Origin of the sequence: Actinomadura sp. NPDC048394, assembly GCF_040651755.1 — a bacterium.
Taxonomy (GTDB): Bacteria; Actinomycetota; Actinomycetes; order Streptosporangiales; family Streptosporangiaceae; genus Spirillospora; species Spirillospora montaniterrae.
In genome coordinates this window covers 1-19,279 of record NZ_JBEZJL010000129.1, presented here as the reverse complement: position 1 = coordinate 19,279, position 19,279 = coordinate 1, and the positions used below count along the sequence as shown (strand labels likewise).

The window sequence follows — 19,279 nt, the reverse complement described above, 5'->3', positions numbered from 1 at the left end:
TGCGGGGCGCGGGGGCGGGCGCCCCCCCTCCCCGCCCACATACCAAAACAAAACCCGTCCCCGGCCCGCGCGGGGGCGGCGGGGCCCCCCGGGCCTCGGCGCCACCGGCGGCGCGTCTTGCGGCGTGGTGCGTTTTACAGGGGTGGTGCGGCGGGCAGGCGGCGCTCGCGGAGCAGCTCTTCTCCGAGCGCTCGGGTCAGCGTCCGCGCGTCGCCGAGCAGGCCGTCGAGGGTCAGGACTCGCCGGAAGTAGCGGTGGAAGTCGTGCTCGTCGGTGAAGCCGACGCCCGCCAGGACCTGCTGGCAGTGGCGGGCCACGGTGCGCGCGTTGCGTCCGGCGACGGCCTTGGCCATCCCGGCGAGCAGCGGCGAGACCTCGCCGTCCGCTCCGATCGCGGCGCCGGCGGCGGCCTGGGCGCTCTCGATCGCGACCAGGCACTCGGCCAGCCGGTGCCGGACGGCCTGGAACGCTCCGATCGGCTTGCCGAACTGGATGCGAGTCAGCGCGTGCTCGCGGGCCAGGCGCAGCATCGTCCGGCTCGCGCCGATCAGCTCGTGCGCGAGCGCCAGCCTGCCGGTCGCCAGCGCGGCGTCCCAGACCGCCGGCGTGACGGGGGTTCCGCCGGTGGCGGAGACGTGCCGCCCGCCGACCGCGGACAGCCCCAGGCGCGGGTCGACGCCGCCGATGGGCCGCATCTCGACCTCGCCGGTGTCGACGACGACCGCGCTCAGGGCGCCGTCCGGACGCGTCGCGAGGACCACGGCGCGGTCCGCGGCGGCCATCCGCGCGCTGCCGAGGCCGCGCACCGCGAGGTCGCCGTCATGGAGGGAACCGGGCGGCGCGTAGCCTGCGAACTCCGGCAGGACGAACGCGGTGCCCGGCCCGGCCGGCAGCCCCAGCGCGGACGTCAGCACATCGTCCAGCGCACCTGAGGCCGCGTTCGCCTCACCCTGGCGGGCGAACAGCAGCGGAACGACGGCGGCGCCCTCCTCTTCCAGGGCCTCGCGCCAGCCGACCTCGTCCAGCGCCGCCTCGACCGACTTGGCGGCCGGGTTCCGGAAGGCCCGCTCCAGGCTCTGCGCCAGCAGTTCGGCGGTCTCGGCGTCCATCATCGGCCGTCCCCCAGGTCGAGCAGGCGGCGCGCGATGATGTCGCGCTGGATCTCGGCGCTGCCGCCGTAGATCGTCGCCGCCCGCGAGTACAGGAACCCGGTGCGCCAGCGGTCGCCGTCGGCGTCGTCGCCGAGCGCGATGTCCGCCGGCACCGCGCCGGCGACCAGGTCGAACACCGCCTGCTCGGTGGTCGCGAGCAGCACCTTGTCGATCGAGGTCTCCGGCCCGAGCCGTTCCCCGCGCGCCATCCGGTGCTGCGTCCCGCGCGAACGCGCGTGGAACGCGAACGCCATCTGCACGACCTCGCCGAGGTCGGCGGGGTCGAGCGCGCCGTCCGGCGCGGACGCCAGCAGCTGCCCGAGCCGCTGCCGCAGGTAGGCGCTGCGGTGCCACAGCGAGGTGCTCCGCTCGTAGGGCAGCAGGTCCATCGCGATGGCCCAGCCGCCGTCGACCTCCCCGAGCCTCCGGTCGTCCGGGACGCGCACGTCGTCGAAGAACACCTCGCAGAACTCGTCGCGGCCGTGCATCGCGCGGATCGGCCGGACCGTGATCCCGGGCGAGTCCATGTCGACGAACAGCGCCGTGATGCCCCGGCTGCCCGACTCGGGCGGGCCCGTCCGGGTCAGCAGGACGCAGCGCTGCGCGTACTGGGCGAGGCTCGTCCACACCTTCTGACCGGAGACGCGCCAGGCGTCGCCGTCGCGGCGGGCCCGGCACGCCAGCGAGCCGAGGTTGCTGCCGGTGCTCGGCTCGGAGAACCCCTGGCACCAGGTCTCGTCCCCGCGCAGCAGCCGCGGCACCATCTCCGCGGCCAGCTCCGGGCGGGCGAACCCGATCATCGTCGGGGCCAGCACCTCGGTCATCGAGTAGATGCCCGGCTCGATCATGTCCCGGGCCGCGAGGGCCTCGCCGAGGTAGGCGCGCATCAGCGTCGACCCGCCGAGCCCGCCGACCCGCTCGGGCCAGCCCCACCGCATCCAGCCCGCGTCGAACGTCATCCGCTTCACCTTGGAAAGGTGCGCCATCTCCGCGTCGAACGACACCTCCGGCCCGAAGCCGGCGGCCAGCTCCGGCTCGTGCTCGTCCAGCCACGCGTCCAGCCCGGTGCGGAACTCCTGAAGATCCATCGATCGCGCGGTCAGCTCGCGGACGTCCGCCGGGGCGCGGGACGCCGCGGATCGTGCGCGCGCCCGGAGTCGCGCGCCCCGCTGCGCCGCAGGAACGTCATCGCCCTGGTCTGCAGCCGCCACCCGTGCGGGGTGCGGGTGTAGGTGTCGGTGTAGTAGCCGATGCGCATCGAGTGGTCGGTCTGGGCGACGAAGCACAGCGGCTGCTCGCCCCGGGCGGCGTCCTCCCCGTCGAACGTGATGGCCGGGGTGCTCACCGAGAACACGCCCTTGGGCGCGGCCGCGACCAGCTCGGGAAAGTCGGCGACACCGTACCTCTCCCCGAAGGCGCTGTAGGAGCCGTCCGGCGCGAACACCGCCACGACCGCCTCCACGTCGTCCTTCGTCATGCCGACCGCGTAGCGCGCGAGCATCTGCTCGATCTCGATGATGTCGGCGATGCGCGAACCGTCCACGCTTCGACCTCCTAGCCGGGATTCAGGGAGCGGGGTTCGGGTGAGGGGCGTCCGGGACGCGGGCCGCCGCAGACGGGATCGTAACTCGACTTCGACGTCAAAACCAGTCTTGCCCCCCAGGGTGCGGCCGGAGGCGCGCGTCCGCCTGCCGGTTGACGCCGTGCCAGCAGCGGAAGCATCATACTCAAATATTGAGAATTCAATTCTCGCTCTGTGGAGGCCCGTGCGATGCCATCGATCGACATGGAGGGCGTCCGGGCACTCGGGCGCGAGCTGAGCAACTGGGGACGCTGGGGGGACGACGACCAGCGCGGGACCCTCAACCTGATCACCCCCGACCGCGTGAGCGCGGCGGCCGCGACCGTGCGGCGGGGCGTCACCTTCGGGCTCTCCGTCCCCGCCGACGGGACCGGGCCCTACTCCGCCCCTGGCAGCGGCCGCTTCAACCCGATCCACACGATGACCCGCTACCGCGGCGACGACCCCCGCGGCGAACTCTCGGACGTCCGCTCGTCCGAGGACATGGTCATCCTCGGGACGCACTCGTCGACGCACGTCGACGCGCTCAGCCATGTCTGGTACGACGACCTTCTCTACAACGGCTACCACCACGACACCGCGGTCACCGCGTGGGGCGCCGAGCGCTGCTCGATCCAGAACCTCGCCGCCGGCGTGGTGTCGCGCGGCGTGCTGCTCGACATGCCCCGCCGGCTCGGCGTCGACCACCTCGAGCCCGGGACGGAGATCGGGCCCGCCGACCTCGACGCCGCGTTCGACGCGGCCGGGCTGCGCCCCCGCCCGGGGGACGTGCTCCTGCTGCGCACCGGCACCTATCCCCGCCATCGGCGCGGAGCCGACGTCGGCCTGGGCCGCTCCCCCGGCCTCACCTGGGAGTGCGCCCGCTGGATCCGCGACCACGAGATCGCGGCCGTCTGCGCCGACAACTTCGCCGTCGAGGTGCTCGGCGCGAACGCCGGCGGCCCGATGATCCCCTTCCACATGCTCGCGATCCGCGACATGGGCCTGCTCCTGGGCGAGCTCTTCGACTTCGAGGCGCTCGCCGAGGACTGCGCGGCCGACGGCGTCCACGAGTGCATGTTTGTCGCGTCGCCGCTGAACATCCCGGGCGGGGTCGGCTCCCCGCTCAATCCCGTCGCGATCAAATGACCCGCGCCCGCCGGGCAGGGGCCCCTCCACGAGCGAGAATGAGCTTCTCATTTTTGGAGATCCTTGCTACCATCGCCGCGACGACCGACCGGAGAGGCAGACCACATGGCGCACTTCCCTAAGCCCGCCGAGGGCAGCTGGACCGAGCACCACAAGATCGACAAAGCCCCGCTCTCCTACGCGGACTCGATCACGCCCGAGCACTACGAGCTGGAACGCGACGCCATCTTCCGGCGCACGTGGCTGAACGTCGGCCGGGTCGAGCAGCTGCCGAGGAAGGGCAGCTACTTCACCAAGGAACTGGACGCCGCCCGCACCTCGATCGTCGTCGTCCGCGGCATGGACGGCGAGGTCCGCGCCTTCCACAACGTGTGCCGGCACCGCGGCAACAAGCTCGTGTGGAACGACTACCCGCGCGAGGAGACCAGCGGCATCTGCCGCCAGTTCACGTGCAAATACCACGCCTGGCGCTACGACCTCGAAGGCAAGCTGACCTTCGTCCAGCAGGAGGGCGAGTTCTTCGACCTCGACAAGTCGGACTACGGGCTGGTCGGCGTCCAGGCGGAGGTCTGGGAGGGGTTCATCTTCGTGAACCTCGACAGCGAGAACAGGACCCCGCTGCGCGAATACCTGGGCAAGTACGGAAAGGGCATCGAGGGCTACCCCTTCGACAAGCTGACCCAGGTCCACAAGTACCGGGCCGAGATCGGCAGCAACTGGAAGCTGTTCATCGACGCGTTCGCCGAGTTCTACCACGCGCCGATCCTGCACGCGGGCCAGTACATGCCCGAAGAGGCCCAGAAGATCAAGAAGTACGGTTACGAGGCCATCGCGTACGACATCGACGGCCCGCACGGAATGGTGTCGTCCTGGGGCGGGATCGCTCCCCCGCACGACCAGAAGATGGTGAAGCCGATCGAGCGGGCGCTGCGCAGCGGGCTCTTCGGCCCGTGGGACGCCCCCGACATCGGCCTGGACGAATGGCCGCCGGCCGTGAACCCGGCCCGGCACCCCCACTGGGGAATGGACTCGTTCGTCTTCTTCCCGAATTTCATGCTGCTCATCTGGCGGCCGAACTGGGTCCTCACCTACCACTACTGGCCGACCTCCTACAACACGCACATCTTCGAGGGCACGGCCTATTTCGTCCCGCCGAAGAACGCGTTCCAGCGCCTGCAGCAGGAACTCGCCGTCGTCTCGTTCAAGGAGTACGGCCTGCAGGACGGCAACACCCTCGAGGCCACCCAGACGATGCTCGAGTCCAGGACCGTGACCGAGTTCCCGCTCAACGACCAGGAAGTGCTGCTGCGGCACCTGCACAACACCGCGAACCAGTACGTCCGCGACCACCAGCGAGAGCAGTCCCAGGCGCCGGCCGCCTCGGCGACGTCCTGACCTGAGGAGACACCCACGATGGCCAGCACCTTTCCCCCCGACTTCGCCGAACTGGAGCCGTTCGCGGGCTGGGCGCTCCCGACCGAACGCGAGCGCTACGCCAAGCGGATCGCCAGCACCATGGACGAACTGCAGGCCTTCTACGACGCCGCGTTCCCCCGCCTGGAGAGCGCCACCCCCTACCTCGAGCAGGTCGAGCTCGACGGCATCTCCGACCAGGACAAGCACCTGCTCTGGCTGTTCTGCGCGCTGGTGACCGTCGCGTTCCCCGTCGAGGCGTGGAGCCAGCCGAGGGTCCCCGACAGCGGCGCGTCGAGCATCGACGCCGTCGTCGAACCCGCCGTCTGACCGGCCCCGCCGGTCCCGTCACCGCATCCGACGACGCCGAAGGAGCGCGAATGCCGCGTGAGAGAAGGCCGCAGCCGCCGATCCATCTGCGGGCCGCCCGGCTGCTCGACATCGACAAGGGCGAGATCGTCGCACCGGGCTCGCTGCTCGTCGTGGACGAGCGCATCGCCGAGGTGGCACCGGTCTCCGTGCCCGACGACGCCGTCCTGATCGACCTCGGTGACGTGACGCTGCTGCCGGGCCTCATGGACATGGAGGTGAACCTCCTGCTCGGCGGGCCCGACCACCGCAGCCCGCTGAACCCCGTGCAGGACGACCCCGCCGTCCGCACGCTGCGGGCCGTCACCAACGCCCGCCGGACACTGCGGGCCGGGTTCACCACGGTGCGCAACCTCGGCCTGTTCGTGCAGACCGGCGGGCTCCTCCTCGACGTGGCGATGAAAAAGGCCGTCGACCTCGGCTGGATCGACGGCCCGCGGGTCGTGCCCGCCGGCCACGCCATCACGCCGACGGGCGGCCATCTCGATCCGACGATGTTCCAGGCGTTCGCCCCGCACATCATGCCGCTCACCGTGGAGGAGGGGATCGCCAACGGCGTCGCCGAGGTCCGCAAGGCGGTCCGCTACCAGATCAAGCACGGGGCGCGAGTCATCAAGGTCTGCGCGTCCAACGGGGTCATGTCGCACACGGGTCCCGCCGGCGCGCAGCAGTACTCGAACGAGGAGCTGCGGGCGATCGCCGACGAGGCGCACCGCGCCGGGCTGAAGGTCGCCGCGCACTGCATGGGCGACGAGGCCATCCGCAACGCGATCGAGGCGGGCATCGACTGCATCGAGCACGGGTCGCTGGCGAGCGACGAGACGCTCGACCTGATGATCGAGCGCGGCACGTTCCTGGTGGCGACCACCTACCTCGCCGACGGGATGGACACCTCCAGGGCCGCTCCGGAACTGCAGGCCAAGGCCGCCGAGGTGTTCCCGCGGTCCAGGGCGACGATCAGCAAGGCCATCGCCAAGGGCGTCAAGGTCGCGTGCGGCACCGACGCCCCCGCCATCCCGCACGGGAAGAACGCCAAGGAGCTGCTCGCGCTGGTCGAGCGCGGCATGACGCCCCTCCAGGCGCTCCGCGCCGCGACCACGGTCGCCGCCGACCTCATCGACGTCACCGACCGCGGCCGGCTGGAGAGCGGCCTCCTCGCCGACGTCATCGCCGTCCCCGGCGACCCCCTCGCCGACATCGGCGTGATCGAGGACGTCCGGTTCGTGATGAAGGGCGGGAAGGTGTTCCGCAACGACGCCGAGGCCGAATGACGGGCCGTCTCCGCCGGGCACCGGCGACCGGACGAGGGAGGGACCGGTGAGCGCGGCACCGGACGGCAGGGTCGCGGTGGTGACCGGCGGGGCGTCGGGCATCGGCCTCGCCGTCGCGGAACGGCTGGCCCGCGACGGCGCCCGGGTCGCGGTGCTCGACCTCGACGCCGCCGCCGCGAGGGCCGCGTCCGGCAAGATCGAGGCGGACGGCGGCGCGGCGATGCCGGTCGCCGTCGACGTGGGCGACCGCGAGAGCATCGACCGGGCCATGGGAGAGGTCCGCTCCCGTTTCGGGCCGATCGCGATCCTGGTGAACTCCGCGGGCAAGGAGGGCTTCCGCCGGTTCGTCAACATCACCGCCGGCGAATGGGACCGCATCCTCGCCGTCAATCTCACGGGCACGTTCCACTGCTGCCGGGCCGCCGTGCCGGACATGGTCGAGGCCGGCTGGGGCCGGATCGTGAACATCTCCTCCTCGAGCGCCCAGGGCGGGCAGCCGTTCATGACGCACTACGTCGCGTCCAAGGCCGCGGTCATCGGGTTCACCAAGGCGCTGGCGCTGGAACTCGGCCCGGAGGGGATCACGGTGAACACGATCCCGCCGGGCTTCATCGACACGCCGATGACCCGCCGCAACGAGGAGCGCGGTTTCCTCGGCCCGGGGGTCGACCACCACGCGTCCCTGACACCGGTGCGGCGCGCCGGGCGCCCCGAGGACATCGCCGCCGCGTGCGCGTTCCTAGTCAGGGACGAGGCCGGCTACATCACCGGCCAGACGATCGGCGTCAACGGCGGACGCAACACCTGAGCGGAGAACCCGTCCCGGCGAACGCGCGCCGCCATCCGGCGCGTCGTCCGCCGCGTCGTCTCGCGCGTCGTCCGCTGTGGGCGGGGCTTCACTGGTCGGGGCGTCCCTCCACGCAGATCAGGGTCTGCTGGCCGGCCGCCACGAGCTTGCGCCGGTCGCCGCGGACCGCGAACACCTCCAGCCGGCACACCGTCAGCGTGCGCCCGGGCCGCAGGACCGTCCCCTCGGCCTCGATGCGGTCGCCTTCGGCGGGCGCCAGCAGGTTGATCTTGTACTCGACGGTCAGCACGGAGGTGCCCTCGGGGAACAGCGTGAACGCGGCGTAGCCCCCGGCGGTGTCGGCGATGGCACTGGTGGCGCCGGCGTGGAAGTACCCGTTCTGCTGGGTCACCTCCGGCCGCGCGGCCAGGGCGATGTGCACGCTTCCCGGCGCTATGCGGATCAGGCGGGCACCGAGATGCCGCATCAGCCCCTGGCGGTCGAAGCTGGCCTGGATGCGCTCTCGGACCTCGGGGGCGGCCTGTTCCTGGCCTGTCTGCTCTGTCAACGGTCTCCTCGGCGGACGTCGCGAGCCGGCGGCGCGGCTCGTTGATCGGCTTCGGACATGGACGCTACAGCCCGGATCGTCCCGGGTCGCGCGTGTTCGTGCCGCTCTCCACGGCGTTCAGCGCGAAACGGAGCGAGGTGGTGAAGACGGCCTCGACCTCGTCGTCGGGGATGCCGTGCCAGCCGTGGTCGGCGGACGGGACGAGGCGCAGATCGGCCGGCGCGCCCGCCTCGCGCAGCCGTGCCGCGAGCGCCTGGGAGTGCGCGCAGGGGACGAGGCTGTCGTCCTCGCCGTGGACGAGGAGGAAGGGCGGCGCGTCGCGGCGGACGTGCGCGACGGGGGACGCGTCGCGCGCCCTCGCCGGATCGGCGGCGGGACCGGCGCCGAGCAGGAGCGACTCCGGCGGACCGGGCGACAGGGCCAGGTCGCTCGGCCCGTACCAGATGACGGCGCCGGCGAGGCGGGGCGCGGCCGAGGTGAGGGCCAGCAGGGAGGCCAGGTGGCCGCCCGCCGACTCGCCCCACGCGACGACGCGCCGGGGGTCGATGCCGAGTTCGCCGGAGCGCAGGACGAGCCAGCGCAGGGCGGCCCGGACGTCGTCGATCTGGGCGGGGAAGACCGCCTCGCCGCTGAGGCGGTAGTCGACGCAGGCCACCGCGAGGCCGGCGGCGGCGATCCGCGCGAACGGGCCCGGCGACCAGGGGCGGGTGCGCATGCCCATGTCGTCGCGGCGGCCGCGCCGCCAGGCTCCGCCGTGCAGGAAGAGCACGAGCGGTGCGTCGGCGGCATCGGCGTCGGGGAGCCAGAGGTCGAGTTCCAGCGGGCGGGCGCCCTCGACCTCGGCGTACGGCACGCCGCGCATGACGCGCACTCCCGGCGGTGCGGGAGGCGGGAGGGGCGCGATGTCCGGGTGCGGGGCGACGATGAGGTCCCGGAGGGCGCTCATCGCGTCCGCCACCGGTGGCCGGGCAGGAACGTCACGTCGAAGCGCCGCGGCACGGTGCCGAACTTCTCCGGGGCCGGGACGTGGGGCCGCCGCGGAAGGCCGAGCTCGTCGGTGGGCGTGCCGAGGTTCTCGAAGAACCGTTCGAAGGTGCCGCCCGGTCCGGCGGCGACGCCGACGATCCGGCTGTGGTGGCGCTCGATGCGGTAGGCGTGCGCGCAGCCCCGGGGCACGAAGCCGAAGTCTCCCGAGGTCAGCAGCCTCTCCTGCTGGCGGCCTCCGGCGTCCTCGACGAACACGCGGACGGCCCCGTCGGTGACGTAGAAGACCTCGTGCGTGTCGTCGTGGCGGTGGGCCGGGATCAGATCGCCCTCGGGTCCTTCGACGGTGAAGAAGTTGAAGGCGTTCTCGGTCTGCTCGCCGCCGGCGTAGACGGTGACGAGGTCGCCGAAGAGGTGCGCGCGGTCGCCCAGGCCCTTCTCGATGAAGTAGGGCGTGCCCGGTTCGGCCGGTATGCGGGAGGTGCGGCGGTACGGCGTTGAGTATTCGATGGTCATGGCATGTCCTCGGAAGATGCGATGTTCGTCAGGTTACCTGACATTATCGTCAGGCGGCCTGACATGGATCGCCGGGGCCGGGCGGTCGCTCCCCGGTAGGGTCCAACCGATGACGACCACCGGCCATGACCTGCCGCGGCTGCTCGGGAACGCCCGCCGCTGGTTCGACGACGCGCTGACCGCGGCCATGCGCGGGACCGGGGAGCGTCCGGTGTCCCCGACCCAGTTCGGCCTGTTCGCCGTGCTGGACGACGAGGGCACCACGGTGTCGGAGCTGGCCCGCCGGATGGGCGTGACCCGGCAGACCGTCCACCAGGCGGTGCACGGCCTGGTGGACGCGGGACTCCTGGAGCAGGCCCCGGATCCCGGCTCGGCACGGCAGCGGCTGATCCGCCGCACCCCCGAAGGGGAGCGCGTCCACCGGCGGGCCCTCCTCGTCCTCGAACGGCTCGAGCGGACGCTCGCCGAACGGATCGGCGCGGACGCGGTCGAGTCGCTGCGTTCGGCCCTCGAAGCCCCTTGGGGCGCGCCTCCGCGGGACGGCGCCTGACGGCGGATTGTCGGCGGCGGCTGAGACAGTGGCCGGATGGCGACTTGGAGGCAGTTCGAGGAAGAGGCGGCGGATTTGGCCGCCACGGTTCGGGAGCGGTTCGAGGCGGCGAAGACCCACGTCCTCGCGACCGTCCGCAAGGACGGCTCGCCGCGGGTGAGCGGCTCGGAGGTCGACTTCCTGGGCGCGGACCTGTCGTTCGGCTCGATGCTCGGCGCGGTCAAGGCCCGCGACCTGCGGCGGGACGGGCGGTGCGCGATCCACGCGCACCCCGCCGACCCGGAGAACGGCGGCGACGCCAAGGTCGCCGGCATCGCGGTCGAGATCACCGACCCGGAGGAGAAGAAGGCCCTCGCCACCGGGGAGGAGCCGCCCGGCGACTTCCACTCGTTCCGGCTGGACCTGCGCGAGGCCGTGCTGACCTCGGTCGAGAACGACCAACTGGTCATCCGGGTCTGGCGCCCAGGCGCCGGCGTCCACACCACCCGCCGCACCTGACCGACCACCGCACGCTCCTCCGCGCCCGACCGACCGTCTGCATGGTTCGTCGCGTCCGGCTGAGCGTCTGCGCGGTCGGTCGTGCCTGACGAGCGACCGCACGGTTGGTGCGCTTGACCGGGTGCGGTGGTCTGCGCGCTTGGGAGGGGACGTGGGCGCTTACGTGGATCGGGGGGCGAGGGTGGTGGTCATGGCTGCATGAGCCAGTCGCCCGGGAGGGTTTCGCGCACGGCGCGGAGGGCTTCGGGGGTTCGTGTCCGGACCCAGAGCCATGCTCGGGCGTGGTCGCAGATCAGCGCGTCGCGGCCGTAGAACCAGCGGACCGGCGGGCCGTCGGGGGTGGCCCACATCGGGTAGTCCGGGAGGGCGAGGCGGGAGTAGCGGCGCTCGAGGACGCCGAGGTCGGCGTCCTCGGCCTCCCGGTTGTCGTGGTCGTCGCCGTCCGAGCCGAACAGGGCCTCGTACAGCACCATCTCGACGCAGGCGACGGAGAGGCGTCCGAGGAACGGGCGCCATGGTTCGGGCGCGGAGTACGTGCCGTCGAGCCGGAAGATCACGGGTGGGTCCGGCAGGCGGAGGTCCTCGACCGGGATGCCCCAGTCGGCGACGCCCTGGTTCTCTTGACGCCACACGAGGGCGCGTCCGGTGTCGTCGTAGTGCAACTGGTCGGGGCGGAGCAGGCAGTCCTGGTTGCTGGTGAGGTCGGCGCGCCGGCCGAGCAGCGCGAGGGCCTCTTTCAACGCCTCCGGGAGCCGTACTCCGAGCCGCTGCTCGGCGGCGGCCAGGTCGTCCTGGCTCCAGCCGTCGTCGTCGGTGATGGGGGTCGACCACGCCGCGGCGAATCCGCGGAGGAAACGCCACGCCCGTGCGCGATCGCGGCAGGCGGCGTCGACCTCGCCCGCGACGTCGAAAGGGTCTGGCACGGTCACGACTCTAGAGCCTGCGCCGCCCTCCGCCGCGGGCCTGCCGGAAGAGCGACTTGACATCAGCCTTACCAGTGGCGACGCTCTGCTTTTGGCGGCTCTACGTACCGTGACGATATGGCCAGTGCCGTCACACACCAGCAGGTCATCGACGTCGCGACCCGGCTGTTCGGCGAACTGGGGTACGACGGGGTCTCCCTGCACCTGATCGCGGACGCCCTGGGCACCAGCCCGTCGGTGATCACGGAGGTCGCGGGCGACAAGCGCACCGTCTACCTGGAGGTGACGCGCCAGGCGTTCGAGAGCGAGCACCGCATGCTGGAGTCCGTGGTGTCGGACGCGGAGCCCGGGCGGCGGGCCCTGCACCAGATCGTCGACGCCTACCTGGACTTCCACGTGTCGCATCCCCAGGTCCGGGCGCTGTGGGCGCATCGCTGGGTGGCGGACGCCGCCGACATCTCCGAACTCGAGGACCGGTACGCGCGGCCCCTGCTGAACCTGGCGGCCCGCAAGATCCGGGACGTCGTGCCGCCGGACGTCAACGCCTACTACCTGCTCGGGACCATGGTCTGGTGCGTGCACGGCTATCTGGGTTCCGGGGTGCTCCAGCAGTCCAAGGGGATGCGGAGTCCCGACGATCCCGAGGTCGTCGCCTCCTTCCGTGAACACCTGCACGTGCTGATGGATCGGCTGCTGATCCCGGAGGATCTCGTCCCCTGGCAGGATTCCGGCTGACTCCCGCGTGCGGCGCGAGCGCGACCGGCGCAGCGTCGACGTCGAGCGGTTTGGCATCGTCGTCGGATGGGTACGGGAGCGCGGTTGCGGCGGTGCCGGGTTCATAGGGCCGCCAGGTCGATGGCGTCGGCTATGGCCTGATATCCGGCGTCATTCGGATGCAGTCCGTCCATGAAGACGTATCCGGGCCGGGGCATCCGCTGGTCGGACGGGTCGGACATCGCACGGTCGGCATCGATGACGGCGTCGTACTCATGGCTCGTGCGGATCCATCGGTTCAACTCTTCGCGGAGCTTCTCCACCTTCGGTGTCCAGAAGGGGAACAGGGCGCCCTTCATCGGCGGAAGGGTCATGCCGATGGCCTTGACGCCATGGGCGTGGGCGGCGCGGATCAGGGCGCGATGGCCGTCGATCAGCCGGCGCGCACTCACCTGCGGATTGGGGCGGATACAGGGATCGTCCACCTGCGGGGCGCCGATGTCATTGGCGCCCAGATGGACGATCACGGAGCGCACGCCGGGCCGGGCGAGGACGTCCCGGGCGAAGCGGGAGGTCCCCTTCTCCCCGCCACAGGGCGATCCGTTCAGCAGCTTGTTCGACCCGATGCCCGCGTTGACGACGCCGAGCGGGCGCCGGGCGGCGACGAGCCGCTCCTGGAGGTCATCGGGGAACCGGGCGTCCGCTTCCTTCGTCGCCCCGACCCCGTCGACCAGGGAGTCTCCGAAGACCACCACCGAGCCGCGCGCCGGTACGCCCGCCACCTCGACCCCGGTGAGGTAGTACCAGGAGGAGGTCGACTCCTTGAAGGCGTCCGCGCCGACGTCGGCGAGGTGGTCGCCGGGCGCCCGGAACGCGTCGGTCCCGGCGAAGCGGTGGAAGGTGGCCGGGCCGGTCGGAGCGGTGAAGCGCAAGGTGATCGCGAGGCGTTCCAGCGGGGACGCGGGCAGCGCGACGGGGTCGCTCACGAGGTCCCTCCCGGGCGGGATCACCGCCGTGGGCGAACCGGCGAAGGTGACCCGGGCGATCGTCTTGGGCCACACCAGGGCGCCGCCGGCGGATCTGCCGGCGGTCGCGCCCGCGATCCGCAGCGGGCTCGTCCCGAAGGCGTTCGACAGCCGGACGCGGATCCGGGTGCCGCCGAGCCCGACCCGCACGACCTGCCGGACGGTCTGGCCGGCGAATCCCTTCACCGACCAGTTGGGCCCGGAGTCCTCGTTGCCCGCGACCGGGGCCTGCACGGCGGCGCCCCAGGCGCTCGTCCAGCGTGCGCCCGGTGCGACGGCGTCGTTCGACCGGGCCGAGACAGAGCGGCGGGACGGCGGGGCATGCGCGATCGCGGCGGCCGTCAGCGCGGCGATGACCGCCATGCCCACCGCGATCTTGATGAGGCGGGCCCGGGAGAGGGGAAGGTCCATGCCGTCGGTCCCACCGCTCTCGGACCCCCATCCGCATGACGGCGAGCCACACTCTTTCAGGTATGGCCGGCCATACCGCCGGCCTCCTCACGGCCGCCGGGCCGCGCCCGGCCCGCGGGCGGGCCGGCCGTCGGCTCAGGTCCGCGCGTCGCTGGTGCTGAGGGAGAGCAGGACCATGGCGTCGTGGTCGGGGGTTCCCGGTTCGGCCTGGTAGACCGACATGCGCTGGCGGTCGGCGCCCAGATGGAGGACCTCGAAGTCGAGGGTGAAGGTGCCGACGCGCGGATGGTGGAAGGTCTTGCGGTCGCCGCGCCGGGCCTGGACATCATGCCGCTTCCACAGCTCCGCGAACTCGGGGGCCGCGCCGTCGAGCTCGTCGATCAGCGCGGCCAGTGCCGGGTCATGGGGATCGGTGGCGGTCAGGCTCCGCAGTTGGGCGGCGCTCGTCCGGGCCGCCTTGTCCCAGTCGTCCAGCACGCTGCGGGCGGCGGGATGCAGGAAGACGTAGCGGATCGTGTTGCGGCGTTCCGGCGGCCATTCGTCCATTCCGGCGAACAGCGCGAGCCCTTCGGGATTGGCCGCGAGGATGTCGCTCGTCCAGCTCAGGACGTAGGCGGGGCACGGGCGGAGCTGCTCCAGCATGCGCAGCACCCCGGTGCGGACGACCGGACGTTCCGGAACCGGGGACCGTCCGGCCGGGACGCGTCCCGCGGCGTGGTCGGCGAGCGCGAACAGGTGGGCCTGCTCCTCGGTGTCCAGCCGCAGGGCGCGGGCCAGCGACTCAAGGACCGCCGGGCTGGGGTTGGTCTCTTTGCCCTGCTCCAGGCGGATGTAGTAGTCGATGCTCACCCCGGCCAGCGCGGCGAGTTCCTCGCGCCGCAGGCCGGGGGTCCGGCGCAGCCCCGGGCCGGCGGGCAGGCCCACGTCCGTGGGGCGCAGCCGGGCACGGCGGGCGCGCAGGTACTCCCCTAGCGCGCTGCTGGAAGGCACGGCTCCAGTGTGCCAGCCCGCCCGTCATGCGTGGGTGGCCGTGTCGCTGCCAGGAACACCACCGCCTTCAACGGAGGGGCGCCCGGGAGCATCGTGGATCCGTCTTCGACGTTTCGATCGTCCCAAGGAGCCGCCCATGACCGGCACAAAGGTCGCCTCGCCCGCCGGCGAGGCCGGGCCGCGGCCCGTGTTCGGCGCGCGGTTCGTCACCGCGGTGTCGTTCGGCTCGGTGCTGAACCCGGTCAACTCGTCCATCATCGCGGTGGCGCTGGTGGCGATCGGGCAGGCGTTCGGCGCCGGCGCCGACCGGACCACCTGGCTCGTCTCGGCGCTGTACCTCGCCACCGCCGTCGGGCAGCCCACGATGGGGCGGCTCGCCGACCGGCTCGGCCCCCGCCGCGTCTACCTCGCCGGAACGGCCCTGGTCGGCGCGGGCGGGCTGGTCGGCTGCCTGGGCTGGTCGCTGCCCGCGCTGGTCGCCGCCCGCGTGGTCATCGGGCTGGGGACCTCGGCGGCCTACCCGGCCGCGATGGCGATGGTGCGCCGCCGGGCGCGGCGGCTGCACGGCGGCACCCCGGACGGCGTGCTCAGCGCCCTGGCCATCGCCGGGCAGGTCACGATGGCGGTGGGCCCGCCGCTGGGCGGGCTGCTGATCGCCGCGGGCGGCTGGCGGATGACGTTCCTGATCAACGTCCCGCTCGCGGCCGCCGGCATGGCCGCCGCGCTGGCCTGGCTCCCCAAGGACGACCCGCGCGCCCCCGGCGCCTCACTGTGGCGCGCCCTGGACCCGGTCGGCGTGCTGCTGTTCACCGGGGCGCTCACCGCGCTCCTGGTGTTCCTTATGGACCTGGCCGATCCCCGATGGTTGCTGCTCGGCGCATCCCTGGCTCTGCTGGCCCTGCTCACCGCGTGGGAACTGCGCGCCGAGGCGCCCTTCATCGACCTGCGGATGCTGGCGCACAACCGTGCCCTCACCACCACCTACCTCCGCTACGGCGTGACGATGCTCGTGACGTACTGCTTCGTCTACGGGTGGACGCTCTGGCTGGAGCAGGCCACCGGCCGCTCGGCGTCGGCCGCCGGGCTGCTGATGCTGCCGTCGTTCGTCGTGGCCACCGCCGTCTCCGCGTTCGCCGCCCGGCGCCGCGTCTGGCCGTCCCTGGTCGCCGGGGCGGCGGCGCTGGCCCTCGGCTGCGGCGGCCTGCTCCTCCTCGGCCGCCATACGCCGCTGTGGGCGCTGCTGCTCGTCAGCGTGACGTTCGGCGTGCAGAACGGCCTCAACATCGTCACCAACCAGGCCGCGATGTACGCCCAGGCCCCCGCGGAGCAGACCGGCGCGGCGGCCGGCCTGCTCCGCACGTTCATGTACCTGGGCGCGATCGCGTCGGCCGGCATGATCGGCCTCGCCTACGGTTCCCGCGCCACCGACGCCGGCCTCCACCGCCTCGCCGCCGTCCTCACGGTCGTCGCGCTGGCGCTCCTGGCCGTCACCGCCGTCGACCGTACCCTCGCCAAGACCTCCGAGTGAGCTGCCGACGCGCGCGCGGTGCGGCCGTGTCGGCCAGAGGGGCCGCGTGTCAGGTCGAGGCGGCCTCGGCGGGTCGCGTGCGCGCGTCAGGGGACTCGGGGACGCGCCGTCCGCGCCCATCGCGCCCGCCGTAGGCCGCGGCGAGCGCGAGAGCGCCGATGACCACCTCGGCCCACCCGCCCGTGACGGGGAAGTAGAACACGCACAGCGGGACGCCGGTCGCCATCAGGAACCAGCCCACCTGGGCGGGCATGCGGCCCGTCGCCCGCACCAGCGCCCGCGTCAGGGTGCCGAGGATCAGGAACGAGGCACCGGACACGAGGAACCAGACACCGGCCTCGCGCTGCCAGTAGCCGGGCGCGTCGGGGTCGACGACCGTCGCGGCGAACCCGTCACGCGCGATGGCGTCCCACGCATTGGGCTGGACGAACGCCCACACGAAGTGCAGTACCGCCGTCACGATGATCAGCCTGGGAACCCATCGGGTCAGTCCGTTCATGCTTCCCCTTCTCCGTTCGTGCGGGTGCGGGCCGCGGTGTAGGCGGCATCGGCCGCCGGCAACAGGGCGTGCCACAGCGGCCGCCAGATCCGTCCGGGCAGGTAGCGGCTGCGCTCCTCGAAGGCGACGCGGCCGCGCGGATGGCCCTTCCAGCCCGCTGAACCGGCGTCGTAGGCCGTGCGGTATTCGATCGCGCAGACGTGCTTGACGTTCTTGTAGCCGTAGTGCGCCGGTGCCACCAGCCGCAGCGGCGCGCCGCGGTCGGTGTCGAGCGGCGCACCGTCCAGCGCGTCGGCGAGAAGGACGCCCGGGGCGAGCGCGTCGTCCAGGCGCAGCGTGGCGGTGTAGCCGTCGAGGCCGGTGAAGCGGACCCAGCGCGCCGACGGCCGCGGCCGTACGCGTTCGGCCAGGTGCGCGTGGACGCCGGCGAACGGGATCCCGCTCCAGGCCAGGCCGAGCGCGCTCCAAGTGGTGACGCAGTGCAGGTCGGCCGAGCGATCGGTCCGGCCCGGGAGCGCGGCGAGCTCGGCGACGGGGATCTGCTCCGGGTTCCTGACGGCGCCCGTGACCGTCACGACGGCCCCCCGGGACGGCCGTGGCACCACCGGCCCGAACCGCGGCAGCCCGAACGGGCGATGGGCGGCCGGGATCTGGCCCGGCGGCAGATGCGGTGCGGCCCTCATGCGTCCCCCTTTCTAGAGATATCTCTCTAATACTGGCCGAGCATAGCGGGCCGGTACCCTCGACTCCCATGGGGCGCCCGCCACGGCACGACCGCGACCGGCTGCTCGACGCGGCAGTCGACCTGGCCTGCGAGGACGGGCCCGCGGCCGTCACCGTCGCGGCCGTGGCGCGCGCCGCCGGCGCGCCGAGCGGCTCGGTCTACCACCGGTTCCCCAGCGCCGCCGCCCTGCTGGCCGCCCTCTGGCTGCGCACCCTCGAACGCTTCCAGGACGGTTTCGTCGCCGCCGCATCCGGCGAACCGGCCGAGGAGGCCGTCGCGGCCGCCGCCCGCCACGTGGTCGCCTGGAGCAGGGCCCACCCGCGCGAGGCCCAAGTCCTGTTCTACGGACCGCGCGCCTTCGGGCGCTCCAGCTGGCCCGCCGCCGAGGCCGACCGTTTCGACACCGGCAACCGCCGCGTCCGCACCGCCCTGACCGGGCTCGCCGCACGGCTCGGCCGCCCGGACGAGGTGGACCGGATCGTCCTCGCCACGGTCGACGTCCCGTACGGCCTCGTCGGGCGGCATCTGCGCGCGGGCACGCCGATCCCGGCGTCCGCCGAAGACCTCGTAGCCGACGCCGCCGCAGCCCTGCTCCAGTCCCGGCGAAACAGCGACCCGCAGACGGCACCACAGCCTTGACCGAGGCGACCCTGATCGAATTCCAGGCATCTCGAGAAGCGATCACCCAACTCCTCGATACCACTTCATGGATGGCCTTTTAATTTCGCCGACTTCGCCTCCGTCCTTGCCTGAACGCTGGGCATCACGGGCAGTTCGGTGGGGTTTGGGGGCGAATCGCGAGGGGCACGTCGCAATCGTCAGCGCCGAACGCCGTGCCGTGACCCACAGGAAGAATGCCGAGCGAGGAGGAGGAGACGATGACCGCCCTCGACCGGCAGCTCGTCACCGCCCTCAGGGACGCGCACGCACTCGAGCAACACGTGCAGGCCGTGCTGAGCGAAGCCCTGACCTCGGTCGCGGACGAGCCGGAGCTGTGCCGCCCCCTCGGCCACTTCGCCGAACGGGCCCACGCCCACAACAGGGCCATCGAGGCCAGATTGCGCGCCCACGACGCGTCACCGTCCCTCGTGAAGGACGCCGGAATGCTGTTCGCCTCGGTCGCCGAAGCGGCATTCGGCCCGGGACACCGTGCAGGAGCGGCGAAATACCTCCGCGACGCCTACGCCGCCGTGCATTTGCAGATCGCCGCCGGCGAACTGCTGTGGCGCCTCGCCGAACGGAACGGCGATCCGGAGACCGCGCGAGTCGCCGCCGGAATGTGCAGCGACGGCCACGAGATAGCCGATCAGCTCTCGGGCACCTGGGACCTGGCCTTGGACGTCGCCCTGCGCGCGCACGCCTTCGGCGGCAGGAGGCGGGCGGGAAGCAAACGGTAGCCCCGCACCGGCCCGCCGAACACCCAGAGCTTCGCATGACCGCCCACTTCCTGGGCGCGGACGCGACGGACCCCGCCCTCGTCCGTGGACGGGAGCGGGGTCCGTGTTGGGGGGACTGGGGGGCGTCCGGGTGGGGGTCGTTGGGGTTGGTGGGCTGGTCAGCCGAGGGGCTTGGGGGTGCCCTTGGTGCCGGCGCCGTGGCCCCAGGACAGGACCTCGTACTTGACGCCCTTGAGGTGGCCGGCGGAGGT

General features: G+C 72.5%; 22 protein-coding genes. 11 read left to right on the top strand and 11 right to left on the bottom strand.

What is annotated here, in order from left to right; all coding sequences use genetic code 11:
- Nucleotides 1–134: 134 nt before the first annotated feature.
- Genes AB0C78_RS48425 through AB0C78_RS48415 form a run of 3 tightly spaced genes read right to left on the bottom strand, consistent with a single transcriptional unit; the run spans nt 135 to nt 2,694 of the window.
- A complete protein-coding gene (locus AB0C78_RS48425) occupies nt 135–1,112 on the bottom strand; it encodes an acyl-CoA dehydrogenase family protein (RefSeq protein ID WP_360761978.1) in 978 nt (325 codons plus the stop codon).
- Nucleotides 1,109–2,239 (bottom strand): acyl-CoA dehydrogenase family protein, encoded by a 1,131-nt coding sequence (locus AB0C78_RS48420; RefSeq protein ID WP_360761976.1) that lies wholly within the window; start codon nt 2,237–2,239, stop codon nt 1,109–1,111. Before AB0C78_RS48420 ends, AB0C78_RS48425 begins: the two co-directional genes overlap by 4 nt.
- Nucleotides 2,240–2,250: 11 nt before the next feature.
- The gene (locus tag AB0C78_RS48415) at nt 2,251–2,694 is read right to left on the bottom strand and encodes a nuclear transport factor 2 family protein (protein ID WP_360761974.1); all 444 of its coding nucleotides are present in this window, start codon (nt 2,692–2,694) and stop codon (nt 2,251–2,253) included.
- Nucleotides 2,695–2,922: 228 nt separating this feature from the next.
- Between AB0C78_RS48415 and AB0C78_RS48410 the strand changes: the two genes are divergently transcribed.
- From AB0C78_RS48410 to AB0C78_RS48390, 5 genes are all read left to right on the top strand, one after another.
- Nucleotides 2,923–3,861, top strand: a complete 939-nt coding sequence (locus AB0C78_RS48410) for a cyclase family protein (protein ID WP_360761972.1) — start codon at nt 2,923–2,925, stop codon at nt 3,859–3,861.
- Between the two features lie 105 nt (nt 3,862–3,966).
- On the top strand, nt 3,967–5,256 hold the full coding sequence (locus AB0C78_RS48405; protein WP_360761970.1) for an aromatic ring-hydroxylating dioxygenase subunit alpha: 1,290 nt from the start codon (nt 3,967–3,969) through the stop codon (nt 5,254–5,256).
- Between the two features lie 18 nt (nt 5,257–5,274).
- Nucleotides 5,275–5,604, top strand: a complete 330-nt coding sequence (locus AB0C78_RS48400; protein WP_151540174.1) for a hypothetical protein — start codon at nt 5,275–5,277, stop codon at nt 5,602–5,604.
- Between the two features lie 50 nt (nt 5,605–5,654).
- Complete coding sequence (locus AB0C78_RS48395; protein WP_360761968.1) at nt 5,655–6,914, top strand: amidohydrolase family protein; 1,260 nt, start codon at nt 5,655–5,657, stop codon at nt 6,912–6,914.
- A gap of 46 nt (nt 6,915–6,960) precedes the next feature.
- Entirely contained in the window at nt 6,961–7,722 is a 762-nt protein-coding gene (locus AB0C78_RS48390; protein ID WP_360761966.1) for an SDR family NAD(P)-dependent oxidoreductase, read from the top strand.
- A gap of 88 nt (nt 7,723–7,810) precedes the next feature.
- Here the strand turns inward: AB0C78_RS48390 and AB0C78_RS48385 are convergent, their stop codons facing one another.
- From AB0C78_RS48385 to AB0C78_RS48375, 3 genes are all read right to left on the bottom strand, one after another.
- On the bottom strand, nt 7,811–8,269 hold the full coding sequence (locus tag AB0C78_RS48385) for a PaaI family thioesterase (protein WP_360761965.1): 459 nt from the start codon (nt 8,267–8,269) through the stop codon (nt 7,811–7,813).
- A gap of 64 nt (nt 8,270–8,333) precedes the next feature.
- The gene (locus tag AB0C78_RS48380) at nt 8,334–9,215 is read right to left on the bottom strand and encodes an alpha/beta hydrolase (RefSeq protein ID WP_360761963.1); all 882 of its coding nucleotides are present in this window, start codon (nt 9,213–9,215) and stop codon (nt 8,334–8,336) included.
- Entirely contained in the window at nt 9,212–9,769 is a 558-nt protein-coding gene (locus AB0C78_RS48375; RefSeq protein WP_360761961.1) for a quercetin 2,3-dioxygenase, read from the bottom strand. The genes AB0C78_RS48380 and AB0C78_RS48375 overlap by 4 nt, the downstream gene beginning before the upstream one ends.
- 109 nt (nt 9,770–9,878) lie before the next feature.
- Here AB0C78_RS48375 and AB0C78_RS48370 point away from each other — a divergent pair, with 109 nt between their 5' ends.
- Nucleotides 9,879–10,319 carry a MarR family winged helix-turn-helix transcriptional regulator gene (locus AB0C78_RS48370; protein WP_360761959.1) on the top strand — a complete coding sequence of 147 codons (441 nt, stop codon included), beginning with the start codon at nt 9,879–9,881 and terminating at the stop codon, nt 10,317–10,319.
- Nucleotides 10,320–10,355: 36 nt separating this feature from the next.
- Nucleotides 10,356–10,817, top strand: coding sequence for a pyridoxamine 5'-phosphate oxidase family protein (locus AB0C78_RS48365; RefSeq protein ID WP_360761957.1), 462 nt, complete (start codon nt 10,356–10,358; stop codon nt 10,815–10,817).
- Nucleotides 10,818–11,005: 188 nt separating this feature from the next.
- Here AB0C78_RS48365 and AB0C78_RS48360 read toward each other — a convergent pair whose 3' ends face one another.
- Complete coding sequence (locus AB0C78_RS48360) at nt 11,006–11,740, bottom strand: hypothetical protein (RefSeq protein WP_360761955.1); 735 nt, start codon at nt 11,738–11,740, stop codon at nt 11,006–11,008.
- A 117-nt stretch (nt 11,741–11,857) separates the two neighbouring features.
- Here AB0C78_RS48360 and AB0C78_RS48355 point away from each other — a divergent pair, with 117 nt between their 5' ends.
- Complete coding sequence (locus AB0C78_RS48355) at nt 11,858–12,475, top strand: TetR/AcrR family transcriptional regulator (protein ID WP_360761953.1); 618 nt, start codon at nt 11,858–11,860, stop codon at nt 12,473–12,475.
- A 101-nt stretch (nt 12,476–12,576) separates the two neighbouring features.
- Here AB0C78_RS48355 and AB0C78_RS48350 read toward each other — a convergent pair whose 3' ends face one another.
- The gene (locus tag AB0C78_RS48350; RefSeq protein WP_360761951.1) at nt 12,577–13,890 is read right to left on the bottom strand and encodes an SGNH/GDSL hydrolase family protein; all 1,314 of its coding nucleotides are present in this window, start codon (nt 13,888–13,890) and stop codon (nt 12,577–12,579) included.
- 135 nt (nt 13,891–14,025) lie between these two features.
- A complete protein-coding gene (locus tag AB0C78_RS48345; RefSeq protein ID WP_360761949.1) occupies nt 14,026–14,880 on the bottom strand; it encodes a helix-turn-helix transcriptional regulator in 855 nt (284 codons plus the stop codon).
- A 136-nt stretch (nt 14,881–15,016) separates the two neighbouring features.
- Here AB0C78_RS48345 and AB0C78_RS48340 point away from each other — a divergent pair, with 136 nt between their 5' ends.
- Entirely contained in the window at nt 15,017–16,408 is a 1,392-nt protein-coding gene (locus AB0C78_RS48340) for an MFS transporter (protein WP_360761947.1), read from the top strand.
- A 49-nt stretch (nt 16,409–16,457) separates the two neighbouring features.
- Here AB0C78_RS48340 and AB0C78_RS48335 read toward each other — a convergent pair whose 3' ends face one another.
- Together AB0C78_RS48335 and AB0C78_RS48330 are read right to left on the bottom strand one after the other, a co-directional pair.
- On the bottom strand, nt 16,458–16,907 hold the full coding sequence (locus AB0C78_RS48335) for a DUF6463 family protein (protein ID WP_360761945.1): 450 nt from the start codon (nt 16,905–16,907) through the stop codon (nt 16,458–16,460).
- Complete coding sequence (locus AB0C78_RS48330) at nt 16,904–17,590, bottom strand: molybdopterin-dependent oxidoreductase (protein ID WP_360761943.1); 687 nt, start codon at nt 17,588–17,590, stop codon at nt 16,904–16,906. Before AB0C78_RS48330 ends, AB0C78_RS48335 begins: the two co-directional genes overlap by 4 nt.
- A 68-nt stretch (nt 17,591–17,658) precedes the next feature.
- On the opposite strand from AB0C78_RS48330, the gene AB0C78_RS48325 reads away from it, so the two are divergent.
- Nucleotides 17,659–18,270 carry a TetR family transcriptional regulator gene (locus tag AB0C78_RS48325; RefSeq protein ID WP_360761941.1) on the top strand — a complete coding sequence of 204 codons (612 nt, stop codon included), beginning with the start codon at nt 17,659–17,661 and terminating at the stop codon, nt 18,268–18,270.
- A 239-nt stretch (nt 18,271–18,509) separates the two neighbouring features.
- Nucleotides 18,510–19,028, top strand: coding sequence for a DUF892 family protein (locus AB0C78_RS48320; protein ID WP_192808748.1), 519 nt, complete (start codon nt 18,510–18,512; stop codon nt 19,026–19,028).
- Nucleotides 19,029–19,279: the final 251 nt, after the last annotated feature.